Annotated in this window: 15 protein-coding genes; 7 read left to right on the plus strand and 8 right to left on the minus strand. The window is 46.6% G+C overall.

All coding sequences use genetic code 11. The features are described 5' to 3' along the window. The first annotated feature begins 6 nt into the window (after window positions 1–6). The 3 genes from L0660_RS07060 (at window position 7) to L0660_RS07070 (ending at window position 2,707) form a co-directional block, all read left to right on the plus strand. Window positions 7–1,269: an MFS transporter gene (locus tag L0660_RS07060; RefSeq protein ID WP_235158823.1), complete on the plus strand. Its 1,263-nt coding sequence runs from the start codon at window positions 7–9 to the stop codon at window positions 1,267–1,269. A 366-nt stretch (window positions 1,270–1,635) separates the two neighbouring features. After that, the gene (locus L0660_RS07065) at window positions 1,636–2,400 is read left to right on the plus strand and encodes a ParA family protein (RefSeq protein ID WP_026628878.1); all 765 of its coding nucleotides are present in this window, start codon (window positions 1,636–1,638) and stop codon (window positions 2,398–2,400) included. Window positions 2,401–2,404: 4 nt separating this feature from the next. Continuing rightward, window positions 2,405–2,707 carry a hypothetical protein gene (locus tag L0660_RS07070; protein ID WP_026628879.1) on the plus strand — a complete coding sequence of 101 codons (303 nt, stop codon included), beginning with the start codon at window positions 2,405–2,407 and terminating at the stop codon, window positions 2,705–2,707. A 98-nt stretch (window positions 2,708–2,805) separates the two neighbouring features. Here L0660_RS07070 and L0660_RS07075 read toward each other — a convergent pair whose 3' ends face one another. The 4 genes from L0660_RS07075 to L0660_RS07090 are packed head-to-tail and all read right to left on the minus strand — an operon-like array spanning window position 2,806 to window position 9,918. Then, window positions 2,806–4,620: a M64 family metallopeptidase gene (locus L0660_RS07075; RefSeq protein ID WP_235158824.1), complete on the minus strand. Its 1,815-nt coding sequence runs from the start codon at window positions 4,618–4,620 to the stop codon at window positions 2,806–2,808. Next, window positions 4,621–5,115: a hypothetical protein gene (locus tag L0660_RS07080; RefSeq protein ID WP_235158825.1), complete on the minus strand. Its 495-nt coding sequence runs from the start codon at window positions 5,113–5,115 to the stop codon at window positions 4,621–4,623. Window positions 5,116–5,160: 45 nt separating this feature from the next. Further along, on the minus strand, window positions 5,161–6,675 hold the full coding sequence (locus L0660_RS07085) for a DUF1501 domain-containing protein (RefSeq protein ID WP_235158826.1): 1,515 nt from the start codon (window positions 6,673–6,675) through the stop codon (window positions 5,161–5,163). A 3-nt stretch (window positions 6,676–6,678) separates the two neighbouring features. Beyond that, the gene (locus L0660_RS07090) at window positions 6,679–9,918 is read right to left on the minus strand and encodes a DUF1553 domain-containing protein (protein ID WP_235158828.1); all 3,240 of its coding nucleotides are present in this window, start codon (window positions 9,916–9,918) and stop codon (window positions 6,679–6,681) included. A gap of 235 nt (window positions 9,919–10,153) precedes the next feature. Here L0660_RS07090 and L0660_RS07095 point away from each other — a divergent pair, with 235 nt between their 5' ends. The 3 genes from L0660_RS07095 (at window position 10,154) to L0660_RS07105 (ending at window position 16,244) form a co-directional block, all read left to right on the plus strand. After that, the gene (locus L0660_RS07095) at window positions 10,154–12,706 is read left to right on the plus strand and encodes a TonB-dependent receptor domain-containing protein (RefSeq protein ID WP_235158829.1); all 2,553 of its coding nucleotides are present in this window, start codon (window positions 10,154–10,156) and stop codon (window positions 12,704–12,706) included. Between the two features lie 60 nt (window positions 12,707–12,766). Beyond that, window positions 12,767–13,483: an outer membrane lipoprotein-sorting protein gene (locus L0660_RS07100; RefSeq protein ID WP_026628885.1), complete on the plus strand. Its 717-nt coding sequence runs from the start codon at window positions 12,767–12,769 to the stop codon at window positions 13,481–13,483. Window positions 13,484–13,670: 187 nt separating this feature from the next. Next, a complete protein-coding gene (locus L0660_RS07105; RefSeq protein WP_235158830.1) occupies window positions 13,671–16,244 on the plus strand; it encodes a galactose oxidase in 2,574 nt (857 codons plus the stop codon). 16 nt (window positions 16,245–16,260) lie between these two features. On the opposite strand, the gene L0660_RS07110 is transcribed toward L0660_RS07105, so the two are convergent. Next, window positions 16,261–17,571: a glycoside hydrolase family 71/99-like protein gene (locus tag L0660_RS07110; protein WP_235158831.1), complete on the minus strand. Its 1,311-nt coding sequence runs from the start codon at window positions 17,569–17,571 to the stop codon at window positions 16,261–16,263. 271 nt (window positions 17,572–17,842) lie between these two features. Here L0660_RS07110 and L0660_RS07115 point away from each other — a divergent pair, with 271 nt between their 5' ends. After that, window positions 17,843–18,076 carry a hypothetical protein gene (locus L0660_RS07115; RefSeq protein WP_235158832.1) on the plus strand — a complete coding sequence of 78 codons (234 nt, stop codon included), beginning with the start codon at window positions 17,843–17,845 and terminating at the stop codon, window positions 18,074–18,076. 178 nt (window positions 18,077–18,254) lie between these two features. Here the strand turns inward: L0660_RS07115 and L0660_RS07120 are convergent, their stop codons facing one another. The 3 genes from L0660_RS07120 to L0660_RS07130 are packed head-to-tail and all read right to left on the minus strand — an operon-like array spanning window position 18,255 to window position 24,038. Then, a complete protein-coding gene (locus L0660_RS07120) occupies window positions 18,255–18,941 on the minus strand; it encodes a DUF3823 domain-containing protein (RefSeq protein ID WP_235158833.1) in 687 nt (228 codons plus the stop codon). A gap of 58 nt (window positions 18,942–18,999) precedes the next feature. Beyond that, window positions 19,000–20,895, minus strand: a complete 1,896-nt coding sequence (locus L0660_RS07125; RefSeq protein WP_235158835.1) for a RagB/SusD family nutrient uptake outer membrane protein — start codon at window positions 20,893–20,895, stop codon at window positions 19,000–19,002. An 11-nt stretch (window positions 20,896–20,906) separates the two neighbouring features. Then, window positions 20,907–24,038, minus strand: coding sequence for a TonB-dependent receptor (locus L0660_RS07130; protein WP_235158836.1), 3,132 nt, complete (start codon window positions 24,036–24,038; stop codon window positions 20,907–20,909). Window positions 24,039–24,301 lie beyond the last annotated feature (263 nt).

A 24,301-nucleotide genomic window follows, 5' to 3' on the forward strand; every position in this document is an offset into this window, starting at 1 on the left:
AACCTTATGACAGAATCTAAACCAAGCACATTTTCGGGCTATGAAAAGTTTATTATAGCCATTTTAGCCACATTACAATTCACGATCGTACTGGATTTCATGGTGCTTTCGCCATTGGGATACATTTTACTCGACAAGCTCGACATCACTACGAGCCAGTTCGGGCTCGTGGTATCGGCCTATGCGTTCAGCGCGGGCGCGGCCGGCCTGCTTACGGCGGGATTTGCTGATAAGTTTGATCGCAAAAAGATGCTCTTGTTCTTCTATACGGGCTTCATTATCGGCACGTTTTTATGCGGCATCGCTCCTACTTATCACTTTTTGCTCATGGCGCGCGTTTTTACCGGCCTTTTCGGCGGCGTGATCGGATCCATCAGTTTTGCGATTATCACAGATTTGTTCCCGATCAATGCGCGCGGGCGTGTAATGGGATTTGTACAAATGGCTTTTGCCAGCAGCCAGGTTCTGGGTATTCCAATCGGACTTTACCTTGCAAAGGAATTCAGCTGGCATGCCCCATTCCTGATGATCGTGGGATTAAGCCTTGTTGTAGGTTTCCTTATTGTGACTTACATGAAACCGATTAATGCACATTTGAAAATCCAGACCCAGAGCAATGCATTCCAGCATTTGGGAAAAACATTATCACGTCCCGAATATCTTCAGGGTTTTGCAGCGACCACATTACTAGCTACCGGAGGTTTCATGCTGATGCCGTTCGGGACAGCTTATGGAGTCAACAACCTCGGCATTCAGGAAGCACAACTTCCGACCTTATATATGATCACCGGACTTTGCATGCTGGTCTTCAGTCCATTCATCGGGAAGCTTAGCGATAAGATCGGGAAGTACAAAGTCTTCCTCGCCGGCTCTGCAATCACTTGTGTAATGACCCTCATTTATTGCAACCTCAGTGTGACACCACTTTGGATTATTATTATTTTGAATGTGCTCCTATTCGTAGGAATAACCGGCCGAATGATCTCGGCATCGGCGCTGATGACGGCAGTTCCCGAGCCTCAGGACCGCGGTGCATTTATGGGAATCAACTCATCCATCCAGCAAATCGCAGGCGGCCTCGCCTCCCTCCTCGCAGGGTTCATCGTTTCAGAAACCAGCACAGGATTCATTGAACATTACCCAACATTAGGCAATGTGGTGGTGGTTGCTGTTGTGGTGACCGCATTATTGATGTATCGGATTCATCGGTATGTTACAGCGAAGTTGCTGGCAAGCTCGGCGGAAAATTCGGCGAAGCCTGTGGTTTAGGCTTAGAGGTATGGACAAGGACAACGCTAGTCCCCGCGTCGGCCTGACGATCACTTAGCCTGTCAGCCTGATCATAACTTGGCCTGTCAGCCTGAGCGGAGACGAAGGCACGCTACTCCTTGGTAACGCGCCTTCGTCTCCGCTCAGGCTGACAAGGCTTACTTCTTACAAATCAACGAGATACACTCTCCCTAAAAATAAATTCAAATAATACTTATCATTCTTTTAAAAAGATCTATACATTTACAACTCAAAAAACTTTTGAGACTTTCTATTTATAGGGATTAGGTATAAAATTATTTTACGTTTATTTACGTATCAAACTGAAAATAAACTATTATCTTTTTATACTTATAATACTTTTAAATGAAAATCATTAGTATTGTCAACAACAAAGGCGGTGTGGGAAAGACCACTTCGGCTCAGAGTATTGCTGCCGGTCTCAGCAAATTTGCCAATGCAAGGGTGCTGGTAATTGATCTGGATGCGCAGGCTAGTCTTACCAAAAGTTTCGGCATTCAGCATGCAGGACTTAAAAAAGACAGTGGCTCGTTCATCACCGGCGAATATGAATTTGATGAGATCGTAAAGCGGGTTGGGGATATTGATGTGCTGCCTGGATCGGCAGAATTGATACACCGCGAAGACACCATTAAGGCGGCTCCCGTATTTCCATTCAACCTGAAAATTGCATTGGAAAAAATCAAAGACCGTTACGATTTCGTGATCATCGACTGCCCGCCTGCATTGTATGGGAATACGCGGTTGGCCCTGGTTTCGTGCCACCAGTATTATGTCCCGTTGCAGGCTGAGTTTTTGAGTTATGAGGGTCTTCGGAATTTTTTGGTTTACTCTGCGGAGATCAAAAAGATTAGCCCGAACACAAACCTGGGTGGCGTTTTTGCAACTAGATATAACCCGAAAATCAGAAAGAAAATCAGCCATGAACTGATCAACGCGACGAAAGAACAATTGGGTGATGTTTTCATGGCATCTTATATCCGCGACAATATTGCGCTTTCCGAAGCGCAGGCAAACGGAACAACCATATTTGATTACGCACCGAATAGCAATGGTGCCGAAGATTATTACAAACTGACACGAGAAATTTTAGAACGAATTAATAACTGACACGATGGCTAAGGAAAGGAAATTCGATTTTGCGCCGCTTCCGCGGGTTGCTGACATTCAGGAGGAGGTTGATAACAACAAAACCAATGAGGTTGCAGACGGAGCGCCCACCAAAGTAACATTTGATTGTGACTACATTTTAATGGAAAACATGAAAGATTACGGTTACTGGGAAGGCCTGACGCAAAAAGATATCATTCTTGAATCCTTAAAGCTGTATTTCCAAGACAAAGAGATCCGCCCAAGACCAGACAAAATTAGAAACCGCACAAAAGTAGGCCGCAAGCCAAAGTCGGTTAGTGAGTAAGATGATCACATCCCCTGTCACACTGAGCGGAGCCGAAGTGCGTTGCTGCTAGCAGAGGCGCACTTCGGCTCCGCTCAGTGTGACAGGGGATGTGAACTTTATTCAATCAGCAGCTTCCCGGAAACCTCTTTCCCACCATTACTGAATTTATATAAATACAATCCCGTCGTTCTATTCAGATTCAGTTCTGTTTGCTGCTCGAACTGCTTTTCCATTACTTTTCTGCCTTGAATATCGAACAGCGTGAACAGGGACGTTCCTGCCAGCTTCGTAGTGACTTTCACAAAACCTCTCGCCGGATTAGGTGAAACCTGTACAAGTGCATTGGCTGGATTTTCAACAGCTAATATCGGCGCCACTTTTACTTCCGTTGTCGCGGTGTCTGCACATCCATTTCCATCTACCACCCGAACTTCATAAACGCCCGAATTTTTGACAGTTGCATTTTCGATCCGTGCCGTCTGGGTTTGGGATTTAAAATCTTCCGGTCCTTGCCAGGAATAATTGATGCCTCCGTTGGCCGAAAGTTCAATGGTCTCTTTTTCAAAGTAAGGGCCTGTATTGGTTGCAGTGGCTTCTGGCTGGTCAAAGACGATGACTTTTGCTTTTAATGTTGAATCAGGCTGGCCGGGCGTTTTGCATGTTACAGTGTAGTCGGTTGTTGCCTTTGGGCTTACATTAATGGATAAGCCAGCTTCACCCGTGGACCAGGAAACATTTCCGGCACAGCCCGATGCAGTGAGCAAGCTAAACGCACCCGGGCAAATGTCCGGATCAGAAATTTTTACCTTAAAGACAAGCGGCGCATTGCTTTTGACCAAAGTCCATTGAACCGTTTTAGTACGCTCATTCGCCCTGTTATCCCGTCTGCTTAGCAATGTTGAGTCAAACACCGAGGCAACTAAGGTGCCCGAATTTTCCTTCATATCAGTCATATTTAAGCTTATCTCGCTTCCGGTCCTGATCAACTTTCCGTCCAGCGTCCATGCTACTTTCAAGCTGTTGGGCTCGGGCTCGACCAGGGTTAATTTGAATGTTTTAGGTTGTTCCGAAAGCACGATTCCCTGCGATGGCTCAGGGAAAACCTGGTCAATCGGACTTACATATTGCAAAATCCGCTCAGCTGTGGCCTCTTTACAAACTGCACAAAATGGTCGGTCGAGATATTCCATCAGGCAGTTGGCGTGCGTTGGCTTAAACCATTTAGCGGCCTCGCCTTCGCCGTGTGGGAATATACCAATGTTCGTTTCGTCCAGCCAGTTCTTCCATTTTATTGTTGCCGGATCGGTAATGGCTGTCATATTAGGCGCCTCCCAGCCATATTGCGGCCCAGCCCAGTATTCATCATTCAGAAAAGAAAATGTATGTCCGATTTCGTGAACGCCAATGGTGTTTGCAACTGAATGCAATGTATGGACGGCAATGCCGCCGCCCGAACCGCCATAGAAGGGTGTGTTAACCAGCATAACGACCAAATCGGCCGTCGGAAAGTTGAAAGCCAGCACATTCGTGAGATTCTGATAATTTTGGACAACAACGAGCCGATGAATGTATTCGCCGAATGTCGTCCCATAATAAGTGTCCTTCTTACCGACAGGCTGATCGGGATATGCGTCTGGTGCATTGCCCGGATTGCTTACGCCACTCTCCCTGGACGGTGTTGCAATAGAGAAAAAGTTGAAATAGTTGCGGTAAACATTGTACGGCGCGTAGTTGAGAAAGAAATCCGCAAATTTCCTGGCCTCTTCCGTAAACTTCGGAAGTTCGGCCTGCGTAAAACCGTCCCCCAGAATAACAACATTAACCCTGTTATCGATGGAGCCATGTTTATAGATGGTATCGACCTCAAACGTTTGAGAGAAGCAGGCAAAAGATGAAATCAAAAATAATACGAGGGTAAAAAATCTGGCCATCTATTTTAAGTTAAGTGTGTAGATTTTAATGTTTTCTTTTCCAGGTATAATGCTGAATAATTCGATCTTTTCCAGGCCATTATCGTTTTGAATGCGAACGGAAAGTATGCCCTCTTTTGCATTTAAATTCTGTTTGGTCAAATGTCCGTTCTCGCTGGCAACCTCTACGGACTTGTAAAGCGGATGCTCAAAAACCAATTCGTTTTCCATATTATTAACCGGATAGCGCGGGATTACAAGGATCCGATACGGACTATGAACAAGCGCAGTCAAATTTTTCAGCTTCCCATTTCCTGAAACTGCATTAACCAGCTCAACCGTTTCCATTTTCCCTTTCCCTTTACTAATCTTGAAATCCAGGAAAAGAACGTGGTTTGCAGCGTTAGGGTCGAAATTTCTGACCTGCCGGATCAAAAGTGTCGATTCAGCAGTTTTGCAGCCCGTTAGCGCAACGCCAATAATCATTAAAAGCAGAAAGCAAATTTTGTACATCATAACTTTTGACACAAAATCCCTTAAAACGGTTGCACTGCACATTGCCTAAGTAAGGATGCTTTTTACCACATGGCCATGCACATCCGTGAGCCGGAACCTTCTACCTTGAAATTTATAAGTCAACTGTTCATGGTCAACGCCCATTAAGTACATTAATGTTGCCTGAAAATCATGCACATGGACAGGATCTTTTACAATATTATAGCTAAAATCGTCCGTCTCACCGAAACTGATTCCCGGCTTCACTCCCGCCCCGGCCATCCACATAGTAAAGCAGCGTGGGTGATGGTCGCGGCCGTAATCATCGGCGGTAAGTTTGCCTTGTGAATAAACGGTGCGCCCGAATTCTCCACCCCAAACAACCAATGTATCGTCCAGCAGACCCCTGCGTTTCAAATCCATGATCAATGCAGCCGTCGCCTGATCTGTGTTTTTACATTGTTGGGCAATGCTTTTGGGCAGTCCGCCATGGTTGTCCCAGCCCTGGTGGTAGAGCTGCACAAACTTGACATCCTTTTCCAAAAGCTTGCGGGCGAGAATGCAATTGGCTGCATAAGTCCCTGCATCACGGCTGTCCGACCCATACAAATCGAAAACCTCATCCGATTCACCGGCGGTATCCATCACTTCCGGCACGGATGTCTGCATGCGGAAAGCCATTTCATACTGCGCAATGCGCGCGTCCACTTCGGGATCGCCGTAGGGCTCATTTTGGAGTTGATTCAGCTTTGCCAGATAATCCAGCATTTCCTTCCGGTCGGCGCCGTCATAGCCTTCGGGATTATTCAGGAAAAGCACCGGATCTTTGCCCGACCTGAACTGAACGCCCTGGTGTTTGGAAGGCAAAAAGCCGTTTCCCCAGAGCCTGGCATACAAAGGCTGATCTTTCGCACCATTTTTTGAAACCAAAACAATGAATGATGGCAGGTTCTGATTATCGGTCCCTAACCCATAACTAACCCACGAACCGATTGACGGCCTGCCCGGAAGCTGATTGCCCGTTTGGAAAAAAGTGATCGCCGGATCGTGGTTAATGGCCTCGGAATAAACAGATTTGATCATACACAACTCATCCACAACCTTGGCAGTATGGGGCATCAACTCACTCACCCAAGTGCCGCTTTTGCCATGCTGGTTAAATCCATAAACCGACGGGACCACCGGCAAAGAACTCTGGTTCGCGCTCATGCCCGTAAGCCTCTGCCCTTTCCTGACTGAATCCGGCAAGTTCTGGCCGGCCATATTAACCAGTTTTGGTTTGTAATCGAATGTTTCAAACTGTGAAGGGCCGCCCGCCATAAAAAGGTAAACCACCCGTTTTGCCTTAGGAGCAATGTGAGGCAGCGCTTTCAGGACTTTTTCTTCCAATGCCGCCGCCCCTTCCGTGGTGGCGGCGGCACCGGAACCAAACAGCTTTTGCGAACCAAATAGCGATCCCATCGCTAGCGCGCCCAGTCCCAGCGAGGTTTTAACCAGGAAATTCCGCCTTTCCAGCTTTTTATTTAGTATATCAAATTCAGGGCTATTGATCCTGAACGGTTCTTTATGATGGTCTTCCATGCTTCATCGCTTGGTTAGGGATGCATCCGAATTCAATATCGTGCTTGCTACAACTGCATTAGCCGCTATTTGGGTCAAATCCATTTTTTTGTCAATAACAAACTGCCCTTGCGCCAGCCAGCCCAACGCTTTTCCGGGTTCTTTGCTAAACTTTTCGACCTGCTTTCTTTGCAGATCCATCAAAAGCACAACTTCCTTCGGCGAAGGCTTTCTGCCTGTCAATCTGCGGTAACTCATTATAATGGCATCATTTATATTCTTCATTGAAGCCATTTGCTGCCCCATCACTTTCATGGCTTCGTTGAACGTCGGATCATTCAATGTGACAAGCGCTTGCAGTGGGGTGTTTGTTTTCTGCCGCCTTACCACGCAAAAACTACGTGACGTGGCATCGAATGTGGCGAGCGTAGGATTTGGGACGGATCTTTTGGTGATCACATATAAGCTCCGCCGGTAGACTGCGTCGCCGGAATCCCGCTGATAACTTGTATTATTAATCTCCCAAAGCCCATCCGGCTGATAAGGCTTGACGCTCTTTCCACCAACTCTTTTATTGATCAATCCGCTCGCTGCCAATGCATTATCCCGGATCATTTCGGCGGTAAGCCGGTTGACAGGACTGTGCGAAAGCAACCGGTTTTCCGGGTCTTTTTCCCGCACTTCCTTCGAAACGTCCGAGCGCTGCCGGTAAGTGGCCGACATGACAATCAGCTTGTTAAGCTCTTTCACATTCCATCCCGATTCCTGAAAACGAATCGCCAGCCAATCCAGCAATTCAAGGTGGCTGGGCATTTCTCCCTGGTTACCAAAATCTTCCGTTGTTTTCACCAACCCGGTGCTAAAGAAGTTCTGCCAGAACCGGTTCACCGCCACCCGGGCCGTCAGCGGATTATCCCTACTCGTCAGCCACTGCGCGAGTCCATATCTGTTTTTGGGTAAATTATCAGGGAACGCCAAAATTGATTTCGGCGTATTAGGAAAAACCTCTTCCCCGAAAGAATCGTAATTTCCGCGCAGCAAAATGTGCGCCTTTTTCCGATTTGGCATTTCCTGCATCACCATTAATTCCTTGATATGCTCCGTAGAATCAGCCAGCGCAGTCCGGGTCTTTTGAAGATCCATTTCCGCTTTGGTAACCGATTGAGAAACAGCCGATAAATAATATTCTTTCAACACCTTTCGCTGCTCGTCCGTCCATGCGGTTTGATCTACGGAAAGAATCGACTTCCAATCATTTTTGGCTGCCAAAATGCCGATTTCAAACGGCGCAAGCGCCCGTTTGTACACTACTATATCGTCTGCCAGACCATTCTTGAAACCATTGCCACGCCACCAGGCACCAATTTGAAGGCCGGGCTGCACATTAGAATTAAATAAAATATCTTTGGTCAGCTGATCCGTTTCCGCAACCATCGCCATTTCTGCGCCATCCATAAACAGCTTAAAGCCAGCCGCTTTCGATGATCCGTCATAAGTGATAGTCAGCTGGATCCATTTATTTCTAGGCACATTGGCTTTCGAAACTTTTGTAATCGCATTTGAAGGCGAAGTATGCGCCATATTCAGTTCCAGCTTATTATTTTTCAGATAAAGATGATAGCCGCGGTAATTATAAAGCCGCTCCGCCTGACTCTTATGCAAAATCACCCCCTCCTTCATTTCCTCAGGAACATTCACCCAGATCCCGATGCTGAAAGGTTCCGACTTTCTGAAAACGCCGGTTTGATTTAAATCCAAAAAAACATCACCGTCAAATCGCATGGCATAACCGTCTCGATTCGTCACAAAAACCGGCTTTCCGCCAGGCTGGCCCGACTCCCGTTTCATCACCGCCTTTTCAGCCTGATTGACCTGATTGGATAAAACTTTATTGCTTAATGCACCTCTATTGAACGGAAAATGTGCCTGCAAGCCCGCAGACGGAATTCTTTCACCCGCCAATTTTCGTAAACCAGCACTGTTAAGCCACTTCTCGAAACCAGCCTGATCACTGTTTTTCATTTGCAAGACAGCCTTTTGCTGCTCCATTTCCCGCGATTTCAGGAATTTCAGCATCTTCTCCTCCTCATCGGTCGGTAACATGAGCGTTGGTGTGGGAAGCGCGTCGTCCCAGGAAATTTGTCCAGCTTCTTTTACATTATTGAAAAAGCTGAACAGCTCGTAGTAGTTTTTTTGGGAAATCGGATCGTATTTATGGTCGTGACATTTGGCACAACCTACTGATAATCCAAGCATTGCGTCGCCGAATGTATTGGTGCGGTCTACGACATACTCCGTTTGAAACTCTTCTTCAATGATCCCACCCTCCATATTTTGCTGATGGTTCCGGTTGAATGCAGTAGCGATCAGCATTTCTTTTGTAGGTTTTGGCATCAGGTCGCCGGCAAGCTGCCAGTGCAGGAATTGATCATAAGGCAAGTTCCGGTTGAATGCGCCGATGACCCAGTCGCGGTAAGGCGACATGTCACGGAGACGATCCACCGTATAGCCATGCGAATCCGCAAAACGCGCCAGATCCAGCCAGTCGACAGCCATTTTTTCGCCATAATGTGGTGAGTTCATGAGCCGGTCAACCTGTTTTTCATAAGCATTAGCCGACTTGTCATTCAAGAAGCCATCCATTTCTGCAATGGACGGAGGCAATCCGGTCAAATCGAGTGATAACCGACGCAATAACAGCTCTTTATCTGCTTCGGCGGAAGGTTTGAGATTTTCGGTTTCCAGCTTCGCCAGGATAAAATGATCGATCTGGTTTTTGACCCAGTTATCATTTTTGACTTCTGGCAATTCCACTTTTTCAGGCTTCACAAAGGCCCAATGTGGTTTGTAAGCAGCGCCTTCTTCGATCCATTTGATCAAAATTGCCTTTTCCCTGGCGTTCAAGCTCAAATGCGATGCTGGTGTCGGCATCATATAATTAGGATCGCCTGAAAGAATGCGGTGGAATACTTCGCTGTTTTTCAGGCTGCCCGGGTCAATCGCCACTTTCCCTTTATTTTCCGGAAGATCACTATATGCAGCTTCCTGTAAATCAAGCCTTAACCCGGCCTTTTGTTTGGCTTTATCCGGTCCGTGACAGGCGAAGCATTTGTCGGACAGCACCGGTTTCACATGCTGATTATAATCCAGCTTTTCCGGCAGTTCCTCGTACGCAAGCTGTACATCCTGAGGCAGCTCAGGTCCGCAAGCCAGCATTCCCAAGACGCATGACGCAAATAATATGGCTTTAACCGAGATAGTCATACCGATTTTAGTCATTTTAAAAATAGGATTCAAAGTTTAATCCTAATTATTTCTCTAATCTCCATATATACGATACAGGTGTCTAAATCAGGCTATGCATCTGCATGCATATCATCCCACACTTCCATCTGTCCCAGCGCTTCATCCATCCCGTTTAATCAAGCCTTTATCATAATTTACTATAAGGTTTTTTTATTCTGTTGCATTTTTATGGTGCAAATACAATCCTATAAAAATGAATAAACTTTTTCTAGCTTCAATCATCATTCTGGCCACCCTCGTTTCTCCTGCAATTGCACAATTTCCAGGTGCCGCCGGAACCGCCCAGCCCAAAGCACTGCCCGGAACTGCGGGCGACCAAACTCCGAAAGGAAACGCAAAACTATCCGGCGCAATCGTTGACTCTTCATCCGCAAAAGGCATTGAATTCGCAAGCATTGCACTTTATAACAAAGCAACCGGCCAGGCTGTGGACGGAACAGTAGCCGATGAAAAAGGAAAATTCACATTATCCAAGCTCGCAGCGGGCGATTACAAAGTCTTGATTTCGTTTATTGGATTTGTAAATAAAACAATAGACAACATTGCAATCGGGAAAGGCCAAGAACTGGATCTTGGCGTAATCACTTTGTCATCCAATACGAAAACTTTGAACGAAGTTACGGTTACCGGACAAGCTGCTTTGATAGAAGAAAAAGTTGACAGGCTTGTTTATAATGCAGAAAAGGACATCACGGCAAAAGGCGGCGATGCGACGGATATTTTGAGAAAAGTGCCGTTACTAACAGTCGACCTGGACGGTAATGTTTCCTTGCGCGGAAGCCAGAACATTCGCGTGCTGGTGAACAACAAACCTAGCACGATCATTGCCAACAGCGTTGCAGACGCATTGAAGCAAATTCCTGCCGATCAGATCAAAACAGTGGAAGTGATCACAAGCCCATCGGCCAAATACGATGCCGAAGGTTCAGGCGGGATCATTAACATTATTACCAAGAAAAACAGCTTGCAGGGATTGAACCTGAATGTGGACTCCGGCATTGGAAACAGAGGATCTATTCTTTCGCTGAATGGTGGTTACCGCAAAGGAAAAGCTGGTTTCACCATCGGCGGTTTCGGACGCGGCATGTACAATACGATCACGAAAACAAACCTCGAACAGACCAGCATTGTCGACAACGTTTCCACGGTAACGCGCCAAACGGGCGACGGATCAAGCCGTGGATTATTTGGAAATTACAACCTTGGATTTGATTATGACCTGGCCAAAAATCAAAGCATTACGGCCGGTGTGCGCTATGGGGTCCGGAATTTCCGCAGCCAGCAGGACCTGATGACACGCATCATGAAAACGGGTGAAATGGACTTCAACACCGCCCGCAATGTGGATGCGAAGAATCTTTCGGGAACGATTGATGCGAACATTGATTACCTGCATACTTTCAAACCACAGCAGGAATGGAGCATTTCGACGCTTTACAGCCGAAACGATCTGACCAACGACTTTGACGCAGATATCCTGAATGGCAGCAGCGAGCTCGTTAACCGTCAGCGCAACCTGAACAAAAGCATCAACCAGGAGTTTACATTTCAATCTGATTATCAGACACCTATCAAGAAAAACCAGTTGCTCGAATTTGGTGGAAAAGCTATTTTCAGAGAGGTTACCAGCGCATATAACTTCCTGATCGCTGAACCAACCGGCGACTTCCGTCCCGAACTGGATCAGCCCGCGGGAGATTTGACCTATCACCAGAACATTGCGGCTGGTTACAGTTCCTACACTTATACAACCAAAAAGCGTTATACTTTCAAAGGAGGTTTGCGTTACGAGCATACATTTATCGATGCCAGCACCAATGAAGGGACTGTGGGCGTAGGTAATTATGGAGTGCTTGTGCCGAGTGTAAATGCTTCCAAAACTATCAAAGGAACAACATTGAAACTGGGTTATAACCGCCGGATCCAACGTCCCGGATTACAGCAACTGAACCCGAACTTCAACTCGGCCAACCCGCAGAACATTACCATCGGTAACCCCGAACTGAGACCCGAGCTGACAAACAACTTCGAGTTAGGCGTTAGTAAAAACATCAAAAAGACGTTTGTAAATGCCACTTTCTTTGGCCGCGTCACCAACAATGCCATCTCGCAAGTGCGTCAGCCATCCGATACGCTTGAAGGAGCCATTATTACCACCTATGAGAATATTGGAAAACAACACGCTTATGGTGTAAATATTTTCGCAAACGTGGCTGCCACTTCCAAGATCAGCTTCGGGATCTTCTCCAACATGTATTATGCCACACTGACTGGTCAAACATTGGAAAAAGGTGTTACACGGAAATTGGAGAATACAGGTTTTGTGGTGAGCGGAGGGTTGTTCTCACAGGCAACATTCAAAAATGGCTGGGGCGCACAGGCGTTTGGATTTATGCAGGGAAATACGGTCCAGTTGCAGGGTTACCAGGGTGGTTTCGGATTTTATACCGTGGGTGTGAAAAAAGAATTTGCGGATAAAAAAGCTAGCATTGGACTTGCAGCCGAAAACTTCCTGAGCAGACGTTTCAAAATGCACACGGAACTAAAATCGCTGGAATTCAATCAGGTGAACGACATCTACATGTACAACCGCGGCATCAGGCTGACATTTACATACAAAATCGGAAAGATGACCATGGATGCGCCGAAACGCAAGGCGAAATCGGTTAACAACGACGATGTGAAAAGCGAAGGCGGCGGACAGCAATCCGGTCCGGCTCCGGCAGGTGGCGGAACACCCCGGTAGTAATTTCACTATCAATACTTTAAGAAGATAACAAGATACTTACTCCAAATAAACCTACATATGAAAACAACCAAATTGTTCGTCGCTGTTGCAGCGGCATTGATCTCGGCAAGCACCTTTGCGCAAACTGTCGATGAAATCGTGGATAAGCATGTGGCCGCCCTTGGCGGAATGGATAAGATTAAAGCCGTTAACACGGTGATCACCGAACGTTCACTGGCTGTTCAGGGAATGGAAATCCCAACGAAAACGATTCTTGTGGTGGGCAAATCGCTTCGCAATGAATCGACTATTATGGGCAATTCAATGGTGCAGGTTGTGGACGATTCCAAGGGTTGGATGATCCGTCCGGCACAAATGGGCGGAACGGGCGAGCCTGAAGATATGCCTGCCGATCAGCTGAAACAACAGATTGCATCCCTGGACCCGTTTGGCGGCCTTGTTAACTATAAGGAAAAGGGCAACAAAGTGGAGCTTGTCGGCAAAGAAAAACTGGACAAGAAAGATGTGTATCACCTGAAAGTAACTTCGAAGGAAGGCACATCAATGGACGAATATCTGGACGCGGAAACATTCCTGGTTAGTAAGGTAAAAGTGGACATGAATGGGCAGAGCGGCGAGATCGAGCTTTCGGATTACAAGGAAGTGGAAGGCGTTAAATTTCCCAACACCATGGACATTACCAACGCGCAAATGGGCACAATGTCGTTCATTACCAACAAAGTATCCGTAAACACGCCTGTGGACGCAGCTGTTTTCAAGAAACCGGTAAAATAGAATCTTAAAGTTGCATATCGAAAAGGCATCGGGATCTTATTCCGGTGCCTTTTTTGCTTCCCGGCAACCTGGCTGGATTGTTGGTGAAACAAATAAATTGGACGCAAAGTAAAATAGAGACAAAAAAATCTTAATATTTACTTATTAAGCCAATATTAGTACCCTGCCAGATCGTGGTCGTTTGAATATGTGTAAATGTTTAAAAGTCGTTGTCATCCTGCTTGCATTCCAGTTTGGATACGGGATGATCAACTTGTGCCTTGCCCAGTCTTACGGACTTGGTTTTGAAAGTTTTGAATCGGTGCAGGATAAAAGGACCGGCCTGGATCTTTCGCCGGACGGGACATTATGTTTTGATAAAAATTTCGAGCTGTCCTTTGAGGTTTCTTTTCTCAAACACAAAAAAAATTACTTCGGCTACATTGTCCGTCTTATCGAAAACGACCAAAAGAACATTGACATTCTCTATGACAACTCTTCTTTGAATAAAGACCGCTTTAAGGTGGTTATAGGTGATAAATTTTCCAAAATTGCCTTTGATATCAGCGAAAACGCGCTTTACCAGCATTGGAACAAAATAAGGCTGGTGTTTGATAAAAGCACAGGCACGCTTACGGTTTTCAGCGGGACGCAACAATTCAGGCAGGCAGTTGCTTTGGAGAAAAATGGCTGTTTCAAGATTCTCTTTGGGGCAAACAAATACAAAAACTTCAATACGACGGACGTTCCGCCAATGAAAATCCGGAATGTGGCCATCAGCGAAAACGGCGCTGAAAAATATCGGTGGAATTTGGATGAAATGGCTGGTGTTCAAGCAATTGGAACTGCAAAAAATACAGATGGCCTCGTTAGGAATCCCTTATGGATCAAAAAGATGCATCACGAATGGCAGCCATTGCAAACCTTCCTGGTGCAAGGCCCAGCGCGCGTTACCTGCGACCAGTCAACCGGGATCGTTTACGTGGTTGGAACCGATACATTGACATCCTACCGCATTTCTAACAACCTGACAAAGCGCATTCCGCATGAGAACCAGCCACTTTTTATGGACAATCAGGTGTTTTATGAGAAATCAAAAAACCGGATCTATAACCTTTTTATCAACGAAAAACAGGTTTCCAGTTTTGATACGATCGGTCGCAAATGGGACAAAAACAATGTAAAGGCCGAATTGAAAACGCATTTCCTGCATGCGAATAAATTTTATTCCAAAACGGATTCAACGATTTATATATTAGGCGGTTACGGGCATCTCGAATACAAAAACATTATTCAAAAATATAAGCCGGCAACCGGACAATGGTCACAAGCGATCCCGCAAGACAGTGTTTTTTCGCCGCGTTATCTGGCGGCCGCAGGCGAGGCAACGGGTGGTGCGTACATGATGGGAGGATATGGCAGTATTACCGGCAGGCAAATTCTGAACCCGAGAAACTGGTACGATCTCATTTATTTTAATACCAAAACCGGGACATTTAAAAAAATATTTGAGCTGAAAGCTCCTCAGGAGGATTTTGTATTTGCCAACTCCATGATCGTCCGGGAAAAAGAAAACGCTTATTATGCGCTGATTTTCCCAAAAGACAAATTCAACTCTGAGTTACAGCTCATCACCGGATCGCTTTCGAAGCCAGAATACAAGGCCGTCGGCTCAAAAATCCCTTTCGAATTCATTGATACGGAATCATTTGCAGACCTTTTTTTCGATGAATCAACAGACAGGTTTGTCGCAGTATCCCTATTCCGGACAGATAAAAACCAGACAAAAGTCTCGATCTACTCCCTCTTCTCCCCACCATTAGCAACGGTTCCCACTATTGCGCAGGCTTCCGCGAAGTCAGGAAATATGTTCTGGATCATCGGAGCGGCGGTGGCCGCCGTTGCAGGGATATATTTTTACAAAAGGCGTAAACCCGTTGAAACGGTTCAAACAACTCTTCCTGTTCCTGCCGAAAAACATTCAAACACGGAGGCTGGCCTTGCAACCGTTCCTGTCATAGACATTCCTGAAAAAAGCATTGAAACGAAGGTCCTTCCGCTTCACAGCAGCATTATGCTCTTTGGTAACCTGCAATTGTTTGATGATAAAGGGACTGAGATTACAAGGTTATTCACGCCTTTGCTGAAAGAGCTTTTCCTGGTAATCCTGTTACATTCCGTGCGCCGGGAAGGGATTAGTTCTGAAAGATTGAAGGAATTGCTTTGGTCAGATAAATCGTCTGAGAGTGCGCGCAACAACCGCGCCGTTAACATTGCGAAGCTGAAAGGGATTTTGGACAAACTCAAATGGTGCCATGTTTCCAAGGAAAGCGGTTATTGGCGCGTCAACATTGATTATGAGCAGATCCACGTCGATTATGCCGAATATTTGAAGCTGGTGTCCGATAAGCGCGTGCTTTCGAAGCAGGACATTGTAGACCTGTCGCAGATCAGCAAACGCGGCACATTTCTCGCCGACCTGGAATATGAGTGGCTGGACAGCTTTAAATCTGAAATTTCGAACGAGATCGTCGATGCTTACTTGCGTTATGTTACTTCCGTAAAAATCACGGATGATCCGGAATTTATGATTAAAGTTGCCAATTATATCTTTTATTTTGACCCGGTTAATGAAGAAGCGATGACCATCAAATGCAAGGCGCTGGCGCTTTTGGGCAAGCATTCTCTGGCGAAAACGACTTTTGAGAATTTCGCCAGAGAATACAGCCGGATTTACGGGGAAGAATTTCAAAAGGACATGCCGGAAGTTTTACATTCCTGACCGCCCGTTTCCAAACTTAATTCGGTCTTTCAGGTTTCTTAGCACTGAAACCCGGATCTCCGTGAAACCATTTGGCGCCTTGTCCGGTGAGCCACAGATAGTGATCCGTTTTCAGATCCGCCTCTATCCCTACGAATTTCCCGCCTGCATTTTCGGGCAATTCACCTTCACGCCGGCATTTGAAAATCGCCGTTCCTTCATCCACCTCGTCGAACATTGCCACGTACAACGCCTCGGCGCCCGAAAGCTTTGCGCCTGCAATCTGTTGCCATAAGAAGTCCCCTTTTCCGCGGGGGATCTCGTTATAGAGCGATTTGTCGTTCTTTAAATTACCCCAGCTAAAACCAGGAAAAACGAGCGGCGCGTAATCCACATTGTTGGCCTTGCACCAGGCGATGTCGGCCGGTAAATTAGGTCCCGCAACGCTCGTATACGTGGATGCATTGTAGCGCCCAACTGCCCAGGGCATCACCACATCCACGCTTTTTACAACTGTATGCAGCAAAGTGGAATTTTCCGTATCCTTGCCCAGACTTCTCCAGTAATAAGGCACGCCCAGCAAGATTGAAGCCTTTTTGGTCGGCCCTTTTACTTTTTCAACGAGTTTTTGAATATCTGCAATGGTGTACTTGCGCCCGTCATTGAATCCCACGCCCCAGATCGCCAGCAAAGGCCGGCCGTTATGGCGCAGATATTGCGGATTTTCTTTGTTATCAAAAAGCTTAAATGTGCTTTGCAGCTCCTCCCAATCTTTTACGATAAAATCCATATCCGCAGATGTAGAGCCGCTCAGATCGTACATAATGCTGATCGCCCTGCCATATTTTTTGGAAGCTTTCAATGCATTGGCCAGCACTTTATTAAAATGCTTTTTGCCGCTCTCGCCCTTCACTTCCGACACAAACCGCTGCATATAAACGCCGTCAATGCCATGCTCCTTCATCCACTTGAAATGCAGATCGACGCTCTCTTCATCGTATGGGCTGTAAATCGGCGCTGTTTCACCGTTTTTGTATTTAAAGGCAGTCTTATAAGTTTTAGGATAGTCGCTTACATCCGGCCAAAAGTCGATAGAAGTGGAACCCGGCTCGAACTTGCCACCTTTTTGGTAATGATGCCAGCCGCGGCCAGCACCATCACCTTCGGCAGTAAACCAGCCCTGGTAACCGGCCATTACCAGTCCTTTGTAGCTCTTAAAAAGCACACCGGTTTCATCATACTTAACTTCTTCAATTGTTTTAGGATCAACAGTTTGTTTAACACCATCCGAACCATTACATCCGAATGAAAGAAAAGGCAAGAGTAAAAGGAATCGAAAAAACTTCATGGTTAAAGGTTTAGTTTAAAAAATCTTATTATTGGATGAATTGGAATATTATTAAGCTGATGGATTCATATATTGTCAAGTGATGGATTCAATATTATCAAGCCGATGGATTGAAATCCATCGCAACAAATGGTCGAGCCTGACGGCTCTTTTCTGCCCGAAGCAGGATTCTGCCCATAAGAGCCGTCAGGCTCGAAAGACACCCTAACCCTGGATTTTAATCCAGGGATAAAAAATCATCAAGCCGATGGATGAAATCCATCGCAAGTAAATGGTTGAACCTGACGGCTCTTTTCTGCCCAAAGCAGGTTTCTCCTCAAAAGAGCCGTCAGGCTCGAAAGACACCCTAACCCTGGATTTTAACCCAGGGTTTAAAAAATCTCAAGCCGATGGATTGAAATCCATCGCAAGTAAATGGTCGAGCCTGACGGCTCTTTTCTACCCAAAGCAGGTTTCGTCTCAAAAGAGCCGTCAGGCTCGAAAGATACCTAACCCTGGATTTTAATCCAGGGACACCACACCTGACATCGCTCATCTCACACATCCTGACAGCGCTCATCTCGCACACCTGACAGCTCTCATCTCGCACATCCTGACAGCTCTCATCTCGCACATCCCGACAGCTCTCATCTCGCGCAGCCTGACAGCTCTCACCTCGCACAGCCCAACAGCTCTTATCTTCATCACAAAGCAATCCGCACCGCCTTCGCATAGTTAAACTTGGATTCCGGGGCATCAATAATCGCGCCGACCCGGAAAAAATATTGGTTACCCGTTTTCAAGTTATTGCTGTTCGAAGGAATATCAATTTCCAGCTTGTAAACCTTGTTGGGATCCGTCGCACCGTTGATCTCCGTTTCCGAAAGAACAGTCCGCATAGGCTCTCCTACGGATGGTTCAGGGTGTGCATAAAGACCGATTTTCCGCACATTGTTGATTACAGTCTGCTGGATTTTGAACGTCGCGATCACCTTGGATCCAGACTTTTCGATTTTCGCATCTTTCAAACGAATGTAAGGCTGAACTTTAAAATCCAGCTGGGTTTCGCCAGCAACGGTAACTTCCTGCGGCTCCGTAGGAACGAAGTTTCCGCGCACCGGTGAAATGGTGTATTGATTCGCGAAGATCAGGTTGTTACGGTATGTTCCGTCATTTTTGACGAGCATAACTTGCTTTGTCTGAGAAGCATATCCGTGCTCAATGTATTCGATCGTACTCCCGCGAATAATGTCCTGCTCCACCGGTTCATTGGTTTCCGCATCCAGGAAAGTTCCGTAAAGCTGCGCATCCGGTGCAGGGTAATTGTCTATTTTACAGCCCGCTGCAAAGAGCATTAATGCCAGCGCGCTTACGTATATCTGTGATTTCACAATCTTTGCGATTTAAGTTCAATGTTTTAATTTCTAATCAGATCACTGGCTGAACGGCCTAATACTGCGGATTTTGTACCAATCCATTCGCACCGATACCCGGAACATAGCGGTAATAGTTCTTGTAATCGAACGTTGCCGGGTTTAGCCTTGCAATATTCTGACGGATGAAAATGTATTTTGCAGGCGTAACGCGCAGATCCAGCACCGGAACAAGCGCATGGCGTACGCGGTTGTAGAATAGCGTATGATATTCACGCCTTCTGATCAAATCCCAGAAGCGTTTGTTTTCAAAAGCCAGCTCAACCCTTCTTTCCCGGATCACATTATCGATCGTTAAAGGAATGTCTTTGGTATGGCCTGCCCGGCGACGAATGTCATTCAATGCCTGTGCCCCTTTTGTCGCCGTTCCGGCCCCGCTTTCAACAATGGCTTCTGCGTAATTAAGCAGGATTTCGGCATACCGGAAGTCTGCCCAGTCAGAAACGGTCTGGTTCCAGCCCGGCGCAACATTCACGCCCTCATTCAAAAATTTCTTGAAGCTGACGCCCGTGCGGGTGTTATTTCCTCCCCAGGTATCGAAGCCGGAATATTGTGTCCTGTCGGCTGCACCGTATGGATAAATGGTCGCGCTACCAACCTTGATTGGCTCACCGCCGAACAGCTGTGCGCTGCCGTCCGGTTTGATGAAACCCGCCTGAATGATAATCTTCTGGCCTTTCCAGGCAGTCCCCGGCAGGATAGCCGTTGCCCATAAGCGTGCATCCTTATCTTTATAAATTCCAGCAGGATCGTCGTAACGTTTGTAATTCTTGGCAGGATCAAAACCATTGTAATCGCTCACATCATTGCCCGCAACGGTCGTGGTAACCGATGCACTTTGTCCTGGATTTGTATAACTTTCATAAGCATCGATCAGGTCCAGCGTCGGATTCATGCGGCCTGGGTGCGGCCATCCGTTAGCGGTTTGATTAGGCTGAAACCAGATGCCGTAATTATGTCCCGTTCCTGAACCCGGACGTGCATAACCTTTGATGAAAATAGCTTCCGTAGGCGCAATGTTCGGATCTTCGAAAAGCTTGCGATAGTTTTCCGCAGCTTCCTCAGGACTTGCAGGTGAAGGCTTGTAAAGCGCAAATTTGCCCGATGCGATAATCGCCTCAGACGCTTCTATGGCAGCCTTATAGTACTCCGCAGCAGCCGATTTTTCCAGCCCAACCAATTTTTGATCCACCGCAGTGCCGGAAATTGGGGCTCTATCTCCATATTTTGCCAGCGAAGCAGCGTGCAATGCAGCCCTGGATTTGAGTGCATAAGCCACCCATTTCGTAGCACGCCTCTCACCGCCAGGCCATGAATCGGCCAGGTTTGCAATGGCGATGTCACATTCTTTTAAGACAAAATCCCACGTCTCTTTTTCTGTGCTGCGCGGCACTTTCAGCGCTTCCACATCGCCTTCATATTTTTGGACAGCCGTGATCAGCGGAACGCCTCCGTATCTTTTTGCCAATGCAAAATAAGCATACGCGCGAATGAATGCACTTTCGCCCACAAGTGCTTTAGTCTCGTCCTCGCTCACATCCAATGTAGGGATAATGTCAATCAGGATATTGGTGTCGCGGATGAGCTTGTAACCTTGGTCCCACCATTGAAAATCATCATTACCGATGAAATCCCCAAACTCCGTGTGAACCGCTTCGTCGGTGATCATGGCAGGTGCGAATCCACCATTGTTGGGGTCGCCTGTATTCCAGTTGAAACCCTGTCTGAAAAACGTAAAATCCTCGATAGGCAATTGATAATACAAATTCGCCATGTATAATTTGACCCCTTCCGGATTGGAAAAGAGGTTTTCTCCCTGCAATTTGTCCAATGGCTGCTTATCGAGCACATTGTCGCAGCTAATGGCCGTTAGCAGCACAAGGAGCATGAATATATGTTTGGTCAATTTCATTATTTCAGCTGTTAGAATGTAACATTAATACCAAAGTTGTAGCTTCTGGTTACAGGATAAGTAAGCCCTGCGCCAAACAACCCTTCAATTTTTTCCGGGTCAAATGGCTTCACGAACGGATCCGCCCAGGTGAAAATATTGTGCGCATTTCCGTAGATCCGCACGTCATCAATACCGATCTTTTTAAGCCATGCCAAATTGAAAGTGTAACCAAGCTGCGCGCTTTTGAACCGCAGATAAGAAGCATCTTTCCGCCACGCCGAGCTTTCTGCATACATCGCACCGACATTATAATTAAAACGCGAAGCAGGCCATTTTCCTGGAATCCACTCATTATCACCATCCAGATGCCATCTGTCATAAAAATATTCTGGCGTGTTGCCGCGGAAGGCAAAAACCTCGGCATATACTTCGCGGAAACGCACGCTGTATTTTCCCGATCCCTGGAACAATGCTGTGAAGTCAAAACCTTTCCAGGAAGCATTCAATGTCACACCGTAATACATTTTCGGATCGCCGCCAAAGAACAAAGGCAATGCATCATTCCCATCGATCATGCCGTTTCCGTCCACATCTTTGTATTTAAAATCACCGGGAAGCTCACGTGTATTACCCAGGTCGCCATTCTGAATCGGCGCATAAATCACCTCATCTTTGTTCTGGAACTGGCCTTCTAACTGATAAGCCCATACGACGTCGTTCCAGCGGTTGGTTGTTCCTGTTTTCCACTTATCCATGCTGTTCAGGAAATCACCTCTTTCCACATAGCGGTTCATCGTGCGGGCAAAATTGAAATTCCCCGAAATGCCATATTTAAAATCTCGTATCTGACCATTATAGGCAGCTGAAAACTCAATGCCTTGCACCCGGTCGCTGTTCAGGTTTTCGTCCGGCAATGTTCCGCCGAATGTGTTGGGCAATGAAACATTCCTTCTGGCCAGCAAGCCTTTGCGGTCGCGTTGGTAAACATCAAAAGTCAGGTCGATGCGGTTGTCCCAAAGCCCGATGTCAATGCCGACGTCCTTGATTTTCGATTTGAACCAGGTTAGTTGTTCGTTGACAATGGCGGGTGAAGCGGCTCCGGTTGTATAGTTGCCGTTGGTAAACTCATATCCGCCCCCGCCCGTGAGCGAGAAGCCGGGCACGTACTGGAACGGCGCGCCTGCATCGGCTCCTACAAGCCCGTAAGAACCTCTCAGTTTAAGATTTGAAATCAATGGAATCTTGTCCATAAATTGTTCCTCGGAAACCCGCCAGCCGGCCGAGACCACGGGGAACAATCCCCAGCGACGATCCGGGTGGTAGCGGTAAGAACCGTCATAGCGTGCAGCAACTTCAAGCAGATATTTTTCTTTAAAATCATAGTTCAATCTTCCTACAAACGATTGGCTCGCATATTCGCTTTCTGAGCCGCTGGTTGTCTGGTTGTTAAGCCCGGCCTGGTCAATCTGGTCATTGGTATAAAAAGCATATTCCCTTCCTAATCCCGCCCAGCGGTTTTTGGATTCCTGTTGTTCGTAAACCAATGTTGCCCCTACGTTATGGTTCTTGGCGATTACTGTGTTGTAAAACAACTGGCCCTGAAATGTGACACGATTGTTATCTGAAAAATTATTGCCAATGCGTGAAGGATTCCGTTGCAAATGCGCCGTGTATTTATCCGTCGCTGCGTCGTAAGTGTACAGGTTATAGCTTTTTGAGACTGATTTATTCCGGTAATTGTTGCTGTCATAAGCTACCAGTCCCTTCAATTTCAATCCCGGAACAAACGGAACCGAATACGTTAATGCAAAGGTCGACTGGAAAAATTTGTTCGCTTCTTCATTGTAGCCGGTCAGGTCGCCATCTGCAAGCGCAACGGGATTGTAGCCACCGCTCAGCAACGAAGGATATTTTGGATTGTCATTGGCATAAGGCCGCTCTGTCGCCAGTGCAATCCTTGTTCCTTTGTAAATATTGAAAAAGTTGTCCCCAGGCTGATCTCTTTTGTCAAATAGCCCGGAAAGGATCAGGTCTGCTTTCAGGTTTTGGGTAAGATCAATGCCCACATTCGCCCGGAAAGTGTACTTTTTGTAACCCATATCCTTGCTTTTCAAAAGGCCATTTTCATTTTGAAAACCAAAACTCGTAAAATACGACACAGCCCCTTCCCCACCGGAAGCCGAAAGAAAATGTTGCTGCTGTGAAGCTGATTTGTTCAAAACTGTCTTATACCAGTCTGTTCCTTCATATCCAGGCGCTCCTTTTCTGAATTTTTCGATTTCATCGGCAGTATATACCGGCGTTTCGCCCAGGTTTCTGGCAGCATCATTCCGCATTTCAGCCCATTGTAATGCAGAAGTCATTTGCGGAACATCCGTAGGGCTCTGGCGTCCGTAAACCGCGTTATAGCTGAACTTAGGCTTGCCCTTACTGCCTTTCTTGGTTGTTACGATCACGACACCATTCCCTGCCCGTATCCCGAAAATCGCAGCAGAAGCATCCTTTAACACAGAAATGCTTTCGATATCATCCGGATTGATCTTTTGAAATTCATAACCGCCGTCACGCGCTACGCCGTCCACCACATAAAGCGGCTCGCCAAACCCACGGATGTTAATGCTTGTACTGAATGAACCCGGTTCCCCCGAGTTCTGACGGATCTGCACACCAGCCACTTTTCCCTGCAGGCTCTGCGCAAGACTCGTATGCGTGGTGGTTTTAATGTCTTCGGAAACAATGTTGGAGATCGCACCGGTGAGCGTTTGTTTACGCTGCGTTCCGTATCCTACAACCACCACTTCCTGTAAGTCGTCGGTGCTAGGTTCCAGTCTGATCTGAAAATTCGTTTGGCTTCCCACCACAATTTCCTGGCGCTTATAACCCAGAAAGCTCACGATGAGCACGGAGCCTGATCTTGGAACGCTCAATGAAAAACGGCCATCTGCGTCGGTTGTAGTTCCTTTTGCGGTGCCTTGCAAAACAATGCTCGCGCCAGGGATCGCGCTGTTTTTTTCATCCCTGATTTCACCGGAAATGTTGGTTTCCTGCGCCAGCGCCATGTGCCCCGCCAGCAGTGTGACAGCGAATGCCAGGCAGCATTGCAAGAGGTATTTCTGGAAGCTTCGCAATACTTCCCGTTTTAATAAAAGTTGATTTTCCATAAAGTCATTTAAAGTCGGTGACAGCAATTCAAGTGTAGCAGGTTGGCCAAACCATGGGTCAAAGTAAAGCGAGGCTTATTAAGAAATGATTAATAAAACATTAACCAAACCTTACCTGGCAACTTTTTTATCTAATTATTAAATAAAATAATCCAATAATGCAGACTGCCGGGAATTTACCGTTCAGAAACTCGGTTGCAACTTCTCGGCGCTTTCTATTTCCAGTTATGCTCATAGCATATAGCTTTGTACAAAAAGATCTT

Origin of the sequence: Dyadobacter sp. CY351, from assembly GCF_021502625.1 — a bacterium.
Taxonomy (GTDB): Bacteria; Bacteroidota; Bacteroidia; order Cytophagales; family Spirosomataceae; genus Dyadobacter; species Dyadobacter chenhuakuii.

What these genes read in the sequence shown, in the direction of transcription:
- L0660_RS07070 (WP_026628879.1), top strand. Translation starts at nt 2,405, where the DNA reads ATGGCTAAGGAAAGGAAATTCGATTTTGCGCCGCTTCCGCGGGTTGCT.
- L0660_RS07095 (WP_235158829.1), top strand. Translation starts at nt 10,154, where the DNA reads ATGAATAAACTTTTTCTAGCTTCAATCATCATTCTGGCCACCCTCGTT.
- L0660_RS07085 (WP_235158826.1), bottom strand. Translation starts at nt 6,675, where the DNA reads ATGGAAGACCATCATAAAGAACCGTTCAGGATCAATAGCCCTGAATTT.
- L0660_RS07130 (WP_235158836.1), bottom strand. Translation starts at nt 24,038, where the DNA reads ATGGAAAATCAACTTTTATTAAAACGGGAAGTATTGCGAAGCTTCCAG.
- L0660_RS07090 (WP_235158828.1), bottom strand. Translation starts at nt 9,918, where the DNA reads ATGACTATCTCGGTTAAAGCCATATTATTTGCGTCATGCGTCTTGGGA.
- L0660_RS07080 (WP_235158825.1), bottom strand. Translation starts at nt 5,115, where the DNA reads ATGATGTACAAAATTTGCTTTCTGCTTTTAATGATTATTGGCGTTGCG.
- L0660_RS07075 (WP_235158824.1), bottom strand. Translation starts at nt 4,620, where the DNA reads ATGGCCAGATTTTTTACCCTCGTATTATTTTTGATTTCATCTTTTGCC.
- L0660_RS07065 (WP_026628878.1), top strand. Translation starts at nt 1,636, where the DNA reads ATGAAAATCATTAGTATTGTCAACAACAAAGGCGGTGTGGGAAAGACC.
- L0660_RS07060 (WP_235158823.1), top strand. Translation starts at nt 7, where the DNA reads ATGACAGAATCTAAACCAAGCACATTTTCGGGCTATGAAAAGTTTATT.
- L0660_RS07115 (WP_235158832.1), top strand. Translation starts at nt 17,843, where the DNA reads ATGGTTGAACCTGACGGCTCTTTTCTGCCCAAAGCAGGTTTCTCCTCA.
- L0660_RS07105 (WP_235158830.1), top strand. Translation starts at nt 13,671, where the DNA reads ATGTGTAAATGTTTAAAAGTCGTTGTCATCCTGCTTGCATTCCAGTTT.
- L0660_RS07110 (WP_235158831.1), bottom strand. Translation starts at nt 17,571, where the DNA reads ATGAAGTTTTTTCGATTCCTTTTACTCTTGCCTTTTCTTTCATTCGGA.
- L0660_RS07125 (WP_235158835.1), bottom strand. Translation starts at nt 20,895, where the DNA reads ATGAAATTGACCAAACATATATTCATGCTCCTTGTGCTGCTAACGGCC.
- L0660_RS07100 (WP_026628885.1), top strand. Translation starts at nt 12,767, where the DNA reads ATGAAAACAACCAAATTGTTCGTCGCTGTTGCAGCGGCATTGATCTCG.